The sequence below is a fragment of the Paenibacillus sp. KS1 genome (assembly GCF_001680695.1).
Classification (GTDB): Bacteria; Bacillota; Bacilli; order Paenibacillales; family Paenibacillaceae; genus Paenibacillus_B; species Paenibacillus_B suaedae.
Genome location: NZ_MAIS01000051.1, coordinates 32,466 through 45,144 on the forward strand (window position 1 = coordinate 32,466; position 12,679 = coordinate 45,144).

Genomic DNA, 12,679 nt, shown 5'->3' on the forward strand with positions numbered 1-12,679 from the left:
GTCTATGTCCAAAGATAAGTAGCATCCCGATTCACAACCGTATACATGAGCAAGCCTATTTTCTCGTTACTATTCTCATCTTCATAAATAAATGCACCTTTGTCTTCATCGCTAGCAAATCTCTTTATTTTCTTCGCATGCTCATTCAATTGTTGTTCCGACATTGAGGATTGAATAACGCCCTCAACTTGCATATCAATTTGAATCATAGCTTTCAAATCTTGTATTCCTGCTTTTCTAATCATCAATTCATACACCACCAGTAAGTCGCAAGACCATCCAGTCTTCATCGAAATATTGCCCATTATATTTTAAGGCACAGCGCTCAATGCCATAGGTCTGGAATCCGACCGAGGAATACAGCCTCTTAGCTGGTTCATTGCTTGATACCACTGTTAAATTGATCTGCTCTACGCCATCGATTTCGCTCGCCCTCGCAATTAAAGCAAGCAGCAGATTTTTCGATACCCCTTTCCCACGCATTTCTTCTCTTACATACATCCCGAACAAATTTCCTTTGTGGGCAGTTTTCATCCCATTCTCTCGCACAAAAGCAGCCATTCCTATCAGCATTCCTTCGTCATCAAACGCACCCATCACAAATTTGTCCTTACTTGGTTTGACTCGCTCCATTACCGTTTCCAGTGTGAATTTCGCTTCCCGCTCATAAGTAGAACCAAATGCTTCAGGATTTGTCCGCAACCCTATTAATCTAAGCTCCTGATAGGCCTGTGCATCACTATCTTGAAGAACTCGTATATTCATTCTCCTGCCCCATTCCTCTCGAAATGTCACTAGTCATTGTTTCATTGCTTCTTTGGCATACCCACTACCTTTGGATATAGCTAAAATGTGAATCGATAAACAATCTCATCCTCATATACAACCCTAGTCTCACAAAACCCGAGCTTTTCATACAGCTTTCTAGCTGCTACATTATCTACACATACTGTTAGATTCACACACTCGCTTTGCGAGTAATTTTCTCTAATATATCGAATTGCAGAATTGATCGTTTCCTTCCCATATCCCTTACCTTGTTCATTTTTATCAATGATCAATCCATTTAGCCAATAGGACTGGGTTGTTGTATCATCTACCGTAATCATGACAAAGCCCACTAATCGCCCCTCTGCATTACACACACAAAATGGTAGATATTTATATTCATTGCCATCTGGACGGATATGTACCTTGGCTAAAGACACTGCTACTGTTGGAACAAAATGGTTTTGATGTGCTTGAACTTGCAAGTTTAATGCATCTTTCCAATTCTCTCGTGTAGTCGGAATTAATCTGATCATCACTACATCACTCATCTCCATCCGCCTTATGAAAGCCCGGTCGTATTTTGCAACACAATTCTCCATCCATCTGGGTCACAAATGGTTATCCCATTTTGCTGCCAGTAAGGATTTTCTGGTTCCACAATAGGGTAGCCCAAAGTGACTAATCTAGAAACGATATCATCCCGTTCCTGTACGTCTGGTATATAGAACACCAGCAAATTATCTGAAGAGGGGGGCGGTACAGGCACTGCATGTACATCCTGTGTAAACTCCAAATGATAGTGAACATCCGGAAGACCGATCATTACGCCATCGTAGCCATTATGATTTACAAAAGAACCTACAACTTCGAGACCAAGACCTTCCGAGTAGAATTCAACAATCTTCTGTAATTGATGGGTGGGCCTTGCCACTCGAAATTGAACAGCGGGTATATTCTTCGACCATGTCTTATTCATAACATACTCCCTCAGCTAGAATTTATCACTTTGCACATTGTTTCTGCTTAACCTGGAATGTAAGTATGCTCTGCAAAACTGGCCAGTTCTTCAAAGTGATTTCGTTCATAGAATCGTTTAGCTCTCCAGTTGGATTTCGCCACACGCAGACAAACGTTATCTATCCCCTTGTTCGCTCTCATATGTGCAACACAGTGTGCCAATATCACACCGCCATACCCACAATTCTGGTAATCTGGATTCACTACCAAGTCTTGAATGTAATTGTTATGGATGAGATAAGAACCGATCAATTGATTCTCTAGCCAAAATGAACGAAGTTCATCGCTGCGTGTCTTGTTTTGAAGCAAGTTAAGGAACTCTACCCGATTAGAGCTATGCCAATCCGTTATCTGACCATTTTCCAGCTGTAATTGGAGGTATCACCGATCAAATAATTCAATAAATTCTTGCAGCATGGAAGGTTCAAACTGCTTTTCAATCAATTGTGACGGCGGCACATCTGGTACTTCTGTCTTGGTATATATGAGATGATATCCTTCCATATCCGATTGAAATCCGATGCTTCTTATAAACGCAATGACCTCTTCATTTTCCCCATATACATTAAAGCAAAGTTCCTTACCATCGACTCTCGCCAAGAACGTCCGGATTGTTTCAGCAATTACCCCTAGGATGAGGGTTGATTCGTTCATTGACATTTTTAGAAAGGAAACATACGCAATCGTGCAATCATCATTCTCAGCTACACAAAATACACCATGAGCTTCTTCCGTTCGAGTAAAATGAAAGACGGATACAGCTTGCTCATGAAACGCTTCGCTCACAAATTCTCTAGCTTGAGGAGATATGTGACCGACTAATCTCAGTATATCTTCTCTATTTTCTGCCCCTACTATTTCCATTAGCATCCTCACTTCTTAATTGACTATATCGGTGCTGTAAATACAACACGACCCAGCCTTTGATAGCTGTTATCTCGGACTGGGGCGTTATTTGTATCTGATGTATTGACCTAAGTTCATCCAGAATGAACCTTTTTACCTTCAATTATGATTGTAACCATATAATAAATTATATTTATTGCTATCCCAATCAGGATAATCAGTATAGGATGACAAAATCGACTATATATCTCCGAGTCTGTATGTATACGAAAAAGTAAATTCTCAAAAACAACATCAGTAATCATCGAGCCTTTATAGTGAATCATTTTGAAATCACTCGTAATAGCACGAACAAAGTTGTAGGTCGAACTTAAAAGAGTAAGCAATGTAATAAAATTCAGAGTGATGATCTTTGTACGAGCAGCTCCTATTTTATCTTTCTTCATTTTCTCCTTTTGTTCACAAGACGTCTTCGAATGATACTTACGGGATTTATTGTATTACAGCTAGTTCCCACTACTCTTGCTTGTTTTCGCAATTTCATTCCACTCGCTTAAATAAGGCACATATCCTATATCTTGAGGCTGATCTGGCAACCATGCAATCAGTTCAAGTTCATTATGATCAGGATCATTGAAATAAATGGCTGCCGCTGGCATCCATGTATGTACGATCGGTTCCGTCGGCTCTTTGCCAAGAGCTTGAATCGGCTCTATCCCTTTTTCCTTTAACCAGTCAAATGCTGTTGTTAATAACTCCACATCTGTTCCGAATGCAAAATGTCTTCTTTGCACCTCATTACTCTCCGGAACTTCCCAAAGACCAAGCAATTGTCGATCCTTCCCGATATAGAAAAAGGCAACTCTTCTTTCTCCATCGAGTAAAGATAGTTCAAGACCTAGATTCTTATAGAATTCAATCGATTTATCCAGGTTCTTCACTTGTAAATGTGTCTCATATAAGTTCTGAATCATAATGATGATCTCCTTAGGCTTATGATGTACTAATTTGTGAAATTAGTAATTTCCTACTTCTATGCTATGCATAATAGCCACCTTCTATTAAATAGGTTCCTGTCTCTTTATAATGCTTATAGATCTTACTAAATGCCCTGTTTGCTTTATGCTGATAAGCTCCGTCACTTAGACAGGGTCGAATTACTTTCACTATTTGTGTCATGCTCGTATCACTAGGAATCTCACCAGTGAATAACTTTTCTAGCTCTAATTCAAATATCCCCTCAAAATTCTCTGAACAATCCCCATATACATAGATGGCTTTGTTATCATTCATTTCAAGTAATTTGAATTCAATACAGAATGCCATAACATTACCGTCTTTCTTGGATTTCTTAATAGCCGTTTAGTCCTATTGAGTTGTTGTATCCATCAATCTGGAACGCTCAAAGTAACACACTGCTGTGTGGCTTCGTAAAATAGTCTTGCTGATTAGATGTCTGGCCCAATTTCCCCAAAATTACTTGCTTAGATCAAAGAGCAGTTTATCAGCGCGGTGTGAGTGCGAGATCTCCAGATCTTATCGGACTCACAGGTATTTCGCATTCTTTAAACCATGCATAAAGGTCGTAAGCGATTAAGCTGTAGCACTTAACCTTCCATGGTTGTTTGCATTATTTTTCTTCTCTGTTTTTTGGTGTTTCTTAATAAATCAAAAATGCTTACTATAATAACAGTTAATCCTACTATCACTGTGACCAATCTCATTACGGTTAATGGAAACGCTGCTTCGAAGAGCACTAGTCCATATAGTATAAATATTATATGAAGGAAAATAATCAAAAATGAAGTAAGCAATCTACTTACATATGTCCCCAATTGAAATTTAGATAATGATATAAAAAGTAAGCCAGAACTTATAAATAACACAGTAAACATAACGGCATCTCTAGTAGGTTTTAATTGAGCATCAATGAAGCCGACGGATTGTGTTATGTACTCTTCGGCGTGTATAAAGTAGGAAAAAGCAAAAATAGAAACAACGAAAATCAAGGTTATTAGACATAAATTCAATCCGAACCAAACAATATGTTTCATTTTTCCCTCTACTATTTTGAATTGCAGTAATTTCGGTCGGGCATTCATTAAATACCCTTATTTCATTTATTGATCATATATTGAATTACGGGGTACGAAATGATATTCCGATCTCTATACGTTGATGTGATTACATCCTGATGTTTGCTTACAATTCCATTTTGTAATATCACCGCATTAAAGCCTCTTTCACGAGCGCCATTATAGGTAAACAATACGCAATGTTCTGCAGCATACCCTGCCAGGACAATGAATTCAATATCATGATTCTTGAGAATCTGCTCAAGTTCTGTCTCCCAGAAAGCATTTGGATTCTCTTTTGTCAAAATGATATCCTGATCTTGAATTTCAATTTCCGAAATCGTACGATAGTCATCACGATTTGTATCCGTAATTCCTTCGATGTCCTGAATATGTATGACAACATGATCATGAGAACGAATCATACCCGCTACATAATTGATATACTCGCATGCTCTGTTTAATAAAACGATTGAATTTGCGAAACGCCCCAACCCTAGATAGCTTTTATCTTAGGCTGAGGCGCTGTTTCCATGATTATACATCCTAAATCCAAAGGAGGATAGACCCCAACGCGTAGCCCTACTACCATATGAGCTATGCAACGGTTTTAATAGACTTCCCTTCATTAGGTTTCAACTCTCCTTCAACATTCTCTGTACTCCGGTTTTCCTATCCATACTTCCATACTGTAACTGACTCTTATTACTCCATTCCGTTCCATTCCATTGAATCTACGAAGATGGGCTTCTTTAAATTCAGGAAACCATGCTTCACTCTCGTTCGGTGATTCCATTCCCGATACGATTGCTCCCCAATATTCCTCCCAAGTTTCTTCATGTTCTTGCTCATACAAATACCTACTCGGTATTGTCGTGCCATAGAAATAGGATACGGGCTTATTGTGTCGTGTTTCGCTTAGTCTCGTTTTATAATGGTCTATATTGCACACATGTATCGTATCTCTTAAAAATCCAGTATCATCATGATAGGAGAATAATGCCAGCGAAGCCCCTGGCTTCATAATCCTCTTCCACTCTTGTATTGTACTCTCTGGTTGAAACCTGTGATATGCATTGGCCGCAACAATTAGATCGACGGACTGATCTGGTATTTTCGTATCCTCAGCCACTCCATCTATATATTCAATATCTTCTCTTGATCCGATAATGTCACATGCTACTCTGCGCATTTCCTCTTCAGGTTCTATGGCATAGACCTTCTGTACATTCCCAACAAAGTGCCGAGTAAGGAGCCCGGTACCTGCGCCAATATCAGCGATAATTCCTTGATTCGCATTGGCTTCTCTCAAGACAAATGTGCACGCCTCCGCGGAATAAGGCAACCGATATTTATCATATTGCATAGCTTTCTCAAAAGTCATGCTGCTCATGAACTCAACACTCCCTTCACTTTGTTAAACCCGGATTTAATCCAGTATCTTAAAGCAGGCCAATTTTTTATCCATATCACTCAGCCACTTATTTAAATGATTGTATTTTCCTAACACCTATTAGTTAGATTCTTGCATTCGATTGCTATTACCTTGTTGTCTTGATCCGCTAATAAATGCACCGTAGGAACAAATCCTGCAATGAACCTCAAAAAAATAGATTCTTTTAACGCATCGCTCAAAAACCATCCAGAAGGAAGGAATACGAGCTCCTCATTCTCATGCATAAACTCCCTACATATGTACTCCTTCATACTCTCCGTATGATTCACTTGCAGTGTTTCGATAGCTGCTGCATCTATATGGTAATGCTGAATTGGACGATGTGATGAATGCATCGGATTGGTCAAATCAACTGTTCGGTATAAGTCTCTGACGATTTCGATCATTTCTACGTCACTATTCAAAAATAATTGTTTCGATTCTTCCTTCATATGCTGCATATTGATGTTATCAAGTTGATTGTCCCGCCAGACTAACTTGATATCTCTAAAGTGTGGCGCTACTTCTTCTAGTATTTTCGTTCTTGAACAGTCATTCCTTGTTGGCAGGCTAACCATCGTGCTCTCAGATCCCAAAACGCAACCCGCCACAAACAGTATTGCAAGCTCGCTTATTTTATCAATAGATGCTAGTTCTATCCGTTCTATTCGGAAAGGTTTCAATTGCATTTCTTGTATTCGCATTATTTCTTCTGGATCGAATTTGATTGGTTCAACTTTGGATAACCAATCCACCTATATGAAACCTCCTTGTACGAATTGTTTGATACGTCGCCTCCGTACTATGTACTATGGGACTCTACCGGTTCAATTACACTTCGCGTTTCTCATCGGGTCTGTAGATGATTCTCCGATAATCCCAATCCTTAATGTCCATATCACCTAAGTACATTCTCTCATGCTCTGGTACAAGCTCATATTTTACTTTTAGATTTTGGCGGTAAAACTCAATCGGATCCTCTAGATATCGATAATATGCTTCTCTACACTCTTCTAAAGATGTCTTCTCTCCTTTAACTTTTTTATACATATCGATCAGCTCGGTATATTTATCCTCAATATTTGTTGGATAGATGGCTTGTGAGAAGGTTACTTCACCTAAATCAGATAACATAACTTTTGTTGGTTCATTAAAGTCAGTGAAGAAGGTGCCATTTCTAAAAAGTTCGGCAATCTCCTCTATACGATAAGTCAGTTCATTCTCCTGGAAATAGCAAATCACTTCCCCATTTTCGTAAACAACTAGATTTACTAAATAATTCGTACCTTCGTACTTCATGAAGATAGAAAACTCATCGCCAGTTATTGTTTCATAGAACATTTCACGAACAACATAATAATTAATGGCTGTAGGCGAGTACGTTATTCGTCGTTTCTCCGCCAATTCTTTTTGCCAAGAAGTGATTTCATAGATATTTTCGAAGTCAGGATTAATCATTCTAATTTTGCTTTCTATATGCTTGTAGTATGCGGGCTTATCAAATTTCCATTCGGCTTCTTGAACGGTATACATTCCTAGACCATGTATAGAGAGTTCTTCCTGTTCTGGGATTGTTGGAGTTAACCAATCAGAACGAAGCTTTTCTTGAAGCCCCTTCAAATCCACAAGCTCCCAGCAATTTGACATTCCATCTTCGTATACATCAACATTAATATAGAAATAAGAACCACCATTATTAATGATCCCAGGAACTGTTACACCTTCTACCACTTTTGTTCTTCGTATTTTCTGCATATGATTCACACCCTCGACCATTTATTGTTTCACTTTCGTTAGACTCCTTGAAGGCAATTATAGAATATTTGATTAAAAGTATTCTGATCTTCCGTGTAGTCCTCAATATATTTATTGAACATTCGCACCGCAACTGCATGAAAATCTGGCACAACTACACAGTGGCAACCTGCTGCACCCGATGCATAATAACCACTTATCCTGATAGTACCATCCAAAAATACGCTTCTTATCCTCCGTATCCACCCGCAATTGTTCAATGAGCGTGAATACGTCAGCAGGTATTAACTGACTATGATTGATGAAACCTCTATTGAGATGTAAATTTCCCCACTGTGCCAGGTCTCTCGCACTTGAATACAGATTTCTTTCATGACCCTCATTGGACTCAATTCGAACGGACGCATAGCCGTCTGCAGCTTGAAAATCACAAACTAATTTCTCTTTTGGTACCGAAGCCCATTCCGTATCCGTTAACTCCATCGGTTTAAATATACGTTCTGTAAGCAGTTCCGCAATATTACATCCCGTCAGTTCTCTTATGAGGTCGCAAGCTACTTCCTCACGCTCAATACGGTTTGGCCCAAAATATTTAGCACCTGACTTGGTTGCTAAATCTCTTATTGTCGTACTGCCCAACTCGTAGTCAGGTATATTCGTGAGCACATCAGAAACCTTACAGTCCACGGACAACTTGCTCTCTACAACCGCGATTGCTGTAGCAAGTCCGACATATGTCTTTCTTAGTGAATATAAGTTAAACATAGAATCAGTTGCTACGGCGAGAGCTCCCTTCTTAAAATGATGCTGTCCCGCATACCATTCTGTTAACACTTTGTTGTCCTGAATTATCACTATCGAAGCAGCGGAAGAACCAAACTTTTCACCCGCTCCTTCTGTATATGAAATTAACGGCATAAACCTGTTATTAACTAATGTTGTTGCTGTCATAACTATGCCTCCAATTATTATTTGCAGGATTCGTGTTCATTGTGCCGTGTGAACCTGAATGGTTTAAGGTGACGAAGTCGCGTGATTGTCGTCTAACTCTGCTTACCGAGGTTCTAGTGCATTCTTGATGCGTGAGTACGGTGTTCTAAGAAGTTTCCGCTTTGGGAGCTTTGTATATTAGGTCTTTCAAATCTTTACTTATATTCTCTGGGATTTCATAACCTTGTTCCGTATTGGGAAGCTTTAATAGGAGACCTTTTTGCGGATATTCAATATTCTCTATATTCAAATGACTTCCATCTACAGAATACACAGTCATAAGAAATATTGCTCCGTAATCCAGAATTCCATTCATTTTTTTCGATTCATTAATAGCCTGCATAAAAAGAGCTATTGAATCTAAATCTTTAAACTGTTTATCTTCAAATGGCTTTTCATTCATCCTTAAACAAAGTTGTATACATTCCAGCTTAATACTACTAACGTCATGATTATTGCGATCACTGTTATTTTGTAAACTGCATCCTGATATCAAATTCATTACAATAAAAAGAACAAATAAATTGATTGTATTTAGCTTTTTAATGGGTTTTAACCCCCTTTTTAATCCTTTAGGGTAGTTATTATCATGTTTCCGTTAGTCGAATTTTATTGTACAGACTTAATGATAAGCTGTCTTACATCCGCGATTCTGTTCGGCATTTCCGAAGTCGAACGATTCAGTAAATCACACAAGGCAATCAAATCCTCCAGCTTAGATAATAGAACCCAATTCTCATCCAGAAATCCACCTGAACCCCGGTATGCCTTTATAAAATGATGTTCGAACAAGGAATTGTCGTGTTCATACCGAAGCATATTCCCGATATCAACATAGCGTCTTCCTGAAAAGGCAAACTCCCAATCCAATACCGCCGATACTTCGAACCCATCTTGCCTTTCAATCACCAAAAGATTTAAACCATTGAAGTCCGAATGAACGAGGACTGGCGGTTCATGAATTTCGGATATTAGTGAACGGTGAGACTCACAGAATGATCGAACCTTCTCCGTTGCTTCCGCTCCCAGCCATTCCCCAGTTTCACCCTTTTCCAAGCTTTCAGAAATAAAAGAGATAAATTCGTTCTCATCCATGTTAAATGGGGTGGAGATGGTAAGATCCCTTGCAAAAAAGCCTGGACATTCAAATGTATGACTGTGAATACGAGCTAGTACACTGCCGACAGATTCCGCAACTTTTGCAATCTGGCGTTCATCTCCTCTTTGTAGAAGATCACGCAATAACACTCCCTCTTTCCACTCTATTATTGCCCAATCATATTCAATTAGCTTTCTGCTTGCATCCAGATATATATAATCGGCAACTGGCACGATGCCGCGCAATCTCTCAGCGATTGCTTTTTCTTTTGAAGCTACGTCTGAACCTCCAGCAAAGATCCTTAAAAAGTAAGGTGCAGTAATTCCTTCAATCTCCACTTTATAGGTACCATTACTAAGTCCTGTTTGTGTTCGTTCAGCTTTGATGAGACGCTTGCCTCTGAAAACTTGGCTAATCATACTATTTAGAGTCTCATATTTAATATGCATATTTTTGCTTTTACTTGATCTCTCCCATAATTCCTTCACCTTTTGCACTCCAGTTCACTTAGTTGATCATCTCGTTCTAAATTCTATTTCGAAATTCTACTTAAAGAATCTTCATATGCTTTAGAAATTCTTCATTATTAAGTCTTAACGTTTTGTCATAGGTTTCTTCTTCGATTAGATTCCAAAACATTCTTCCATCTGTTGCTTGATCCTTCAAACAATAATATGTTCTTCCTTTCTCAATACAAATGGTTTCTCTCTTATTGATATGTATTTTAATATCTTTAACTAATTTGCTCCTCAGTGTTTGTTCACTTATGGAAAGTTTATTATCTTCGATCCACGGTTTTATCCCATCTTCAATTACTTCAAAATAATCACTCATAATGCTATTCTTCATTCGATGTTCAATAGTTCCATTACTTCCTTTTGGACAAATGATATACGTCCATCCAATAATATCAACAACTCTGCATTCCTTTTCTTTAGGTACAAATAAATCATTCCAAATAAGGTCTCTAATTAATTTCAATCTGGCTTCGTACCCACAGTATAATGGTGGTAAATAAATAGCCATGTGCTCAACTCCTGTTATTAAATTTTTTATGAATTTCTTGTGGCCACATATTCGTAATTATCAATTATTACCCTCTGCAGATATATTGTGATACACATTCATCGCAACTTCAGCCATCACTTTCAAATTGATAGTATTAAAACCTTCTATCCCAAAATCTCCAGCAATACTTTCAAAGTAAGCCCAATCGTTATTATCCTTAACAACCTGTATCTCTTTGATCAATTGAATAAATCCATTAATACCTTCTATTTCTACGTATAGCATAATCGTGGGATAGTCAGGCGAAGTCATTGTCTTCTATGATTAATCCTGCATACTTGTCCCATTCTTTATTATCCGTATTTATTTCGATTGTCGGTACCATTGATTTGGATGCTTGAATCCTGAGACTATTTTGCGTATCAATCAATTCTTTGCATGCCAGATCGATTTCATCCCTTGATTTGTTAATCCAAACCTCAGGGTTTCTACTTTTTATTCTTTCCTCGACTATATCGTCGGAAATAGTCAGCAATAAACATTTAGCTCCTAATTTGATTAAATCATGCTCTATACTTGTTATTTCTGCATCATCTGAATCCGAGAATGCGACTCGGTGATTTAAATGGAACCGCTCTAGGATAAAGAAAAGGCCTCTTGATTTTCTTTTCCCTGGGCCTAAATAGGCTGCCCAATCATTTAGATTCTTCAGCATACCAACCCTATTTCGCAAAAGTTCGAGATGCTGAGCTCTTGATAATCGAACAAATTCGCCTTGAACATTATTCAGAATCTGAGAGTAATGCTCCCCAAGTATTACAGCACTCAACTCCGCTGATTCATCGAGTGCTTGAGTTTGTTTTATCGCTTTGAGCAGCGAAGTCTTACCCGCGTTTGAATATCCTTCAAGAATAACTCCTCTAATATTCATCGATTGAATTTTCCTTTTCATAAAAAATACTTCGCCTATCGTCCTTGTATCTACGAACCCGAGAGGCTTAAATCCAAGTCCGACGGACTAACTTTGCATCGCAAGGTTGTGAACTAAATACGTCTAAATAAGTTAATTCATAGGGTTCTGGTGTTTTAATGATTTTGCCTTGTTTATATTCAAATATGTCAGCCGTCCTACCTTGACCAATAGGCTTCATAGTTAGCTCCCTTGTTGTGAGCAATGAGTTGGCAATATTGCGCAAAACGTTCTTGTATTCACGAAACGACCCAGCCTTAGATAGCTCTTATCTATGGCTGGGTCGTTTGTTGTCTGAGCCTCTTCCATGATTTATACATCTGACAACCAATGCACAGTAGTCCCAATATGTGAAAACCGGTGTTATGAGAAGTTCCTGGTTTAGTCACCTACAAAATACTCTTGTATTCGTTCAAAACAGTATTTACAAAATGAGTTTTTCCATCCGTATATGCTGTACGGTTATTCGTAAATCTCTCTGCAAGCTCTTTCTTTAAAGATGAGTATGCGGCTACTAAATCCGGCTGTTGTCTTAATATATCTCTGAATGTTATGTGCTTCTGCAATGCATCACTTTCCTTGTTGCAGACATAAAGATGATGTTTCGGTTTATGATTCATCTCTTTATTATGAGGAACTTTGTCATCAATTCTTGCAAAAGCCTCCCTGTTCTCTACCCCTAAATGGATTGTCAACACTAAATCAGACAGCTT

18 protein-coding genes are annotated in these 12,679 nt (G+C 38.4%); all 18 read right to left on the bottom strand.

Features of this window, described 5'->3' with window-relative positions; translation table 11 throughout:
- Nucleotides 1-2: 2 nt before the first annotated feature.
- Entirely contained in the window at nt 3-245 is a 243-nt protein-coding gene (locus BBG47_RS17320; protein ID WP_139070718.1) for a hypothetical protein, read from the bottom strand.
- 4 nt (nt 246-249) lie between these two features.
- Nucleotides 250-765, bottom strand: coding sequence for a GNAT family N-acetyltransferase (locus BBG47_RS17325; protein WP_065292726.1), 516 nt, complete (start codon nt 763-765; stop codon nt 250-252).
- A gap of 80 nt (nt 766-845) precedes the next feature.
- Nucleotides 846-1,319, bottom strand: a complete 474-nt coding sequence (locus BBG47_RS17330; protein ID WP_254659848.1) for a GNAT family N-acetyltransferase — start codon at nt 1,317-1,319, stop codon at nt 846-848.
- An 11-nt stretch (nt 1,320-1,330) separates the two neighbouring features.
- Entirely contained in the window at nt 1,331-1,747 is a 417-nt protein-coding gene (locus tag BBG47_RS17335; RefSeq protein WP_065292728.1) for a VOC family protein, read from the bottom strand.
- A gap of 47 nt (nt 1,748-1,794) precedes the next feature.
- On the bottom strand, nt 1,795-2,097 hold the full coding sequence (locus tag BBG47_RS29025; protein ID WP_175400562.1) for a GNAT family N-acetyltransferase: 303 nt from the start codon (nt 2,095-2,097) through the stop codon (nt 1,795-1,797).
- A 72-nt stretch (nt 2,098-2,169) separates the two neighbouring features.
- Nucleotides 2,170-2,652 (bottom strand): hypothetical protein, encoded by a 483-nt coding sequence (locus BBG47_RS29030; RefSeq protein WP_083189402.1) that lies wholly within the window; start codon nt 2,650-2,652, stop codon nt 2,170-2,172.
- A gap of 488 nt (nt 2,653-3,140) precedes the next feature.
- Nucleotides 3,141-3,608, bottom strand: coding sequence for a VOC family protein (locus BBG47_RS17350; RefSeq protein WP_065292730.1), 468 nt, complete (start codon nt 3,606-3,608; stop codon nt 3,141-3,143).
- 1,142 nt (nt 3,609-4,750) lie between these two features.
- A complete protein-coding gene (locus BBG47_RS17365) occupies nt 4,751-5,134 on the bottom strand; it encodes a cysteine hydrolase family protein (RefSeq protein ID WP_065292733.1) in 384 nt (127 codons plus the stop codon).
- A 221-nt stretch (nt 5,135-5,355) separates the two neighbouring features.
- On the bottom strand, nt 5,356-6,102 hold the full coding sequence (locus BBG47_RS17370; protein WP_065292734.1) for a class I SAM-dependent methyltransferase: 747 nt from the start codon (nt 6,100-6,102) through the stop codon (nt 5,356-5,358).
- A 110-nt stretch (nt 6,103-6,212) separates the two neighbouring features.
- A complete protein-coding gene (locus tag BBG47_RS17375) occupies nt 6,213-6,899 on the bottom strand; it encodes a hypothetical protein (RefSeq protein WP_065292735.1) in 687 nt (228 codons plus the stop codon).
- A 76-nt stretch (nt 6,900-6,975) separates the two neighbouring features.
- Complete coding sequence (locus tag BBG47_RS17380; RefSeq protein ID WP_065292748.1) at nt 6,976-7,899, bottom strand: DUF7638 domain-containing protein; 924 nt, start codon at nt 7,897-7,899, stop codon at nt 6,976-6,978.
- 111 nt (nt 7,900-8,010) lie between these two features.
- Nucleotides 8,011-8,850: a serine hydrolase domain-containing protein gene (locus BBG47_RS17385; protein WP_254659849.1), complete on the bottom strand. Its 840-nt coding sequence runs from the start codon at nt 8,848-8,850 to the stop codon at nt 8,011-8,013.
- Nucleotides 8,851-8,995: 145 nt separating this feature from the next.
- Nucleotides 8,996-9,292 carry a hypothetical protein gene (locus BBG47_RS17390; protein WP_065292736.1) on the bottom strand — a complete coding sequence of 99 codons (297 nt, stop codon included), beginning with the start codon at nt 9,290-9,292 and terminating at the stop codon, nt 8,996-8,998.
- Nucleotides 9,293-9,498: 206 nt separating this feature from the next.
- Entirely contained in the window at nt 9,499-10,407 is a 909-nt protein-coding gene (locus BBG47_RS17395) for a phosphotransferase family protein (RefSeq protein WP_254659850.1), read from the bottom strand.
- A 130-nt stretch (nt 10,408-10,537) separates the two neighbouring features.
- A complete protein-coding gene (locus tag BBG47_RS17400; RefSeq protein WP_065292738.1) occupies nt 10,538-11,014 on the bottom strand; it encodes a hypothetical protein in 477 nt (158 codons plus the stop codon).
- Nucleotides 11,015-11,074: 60 nt separating this feature from the next.
- Complete coding sequence (locus BBG47_RS17405; protein ID WP_065292739.1) at nt 11,075-11,308, bottom strand: hypothetical protein; 234 nt, start codon at nt 11,306-11,308, stop codon at nt 11,075-11,077.
- Complete coding sequence (locus tag BBG47_RS17410) at nt 11,295-11,927, bottom strand: hypothetical protein (RefSeq protein WP_065292740.1); 633 nt, start codon at nt 11,925-11,927, stop codon at nt 11,295-11,297. Before BBG47_RS17410 ends, BBG47_RS17405 begins: the two co-directional genes overlap by 14 nt.
- Nucleotides 11,928-12,355: 428 nt before the next feature.
- Nucleotides 12,356-12,679: GrpB family protein (locus BBG47_RS17415; protein WP_139070720.1), on the bottom strand; the 324-nt coding region annotated here is incomplete at its 5' end.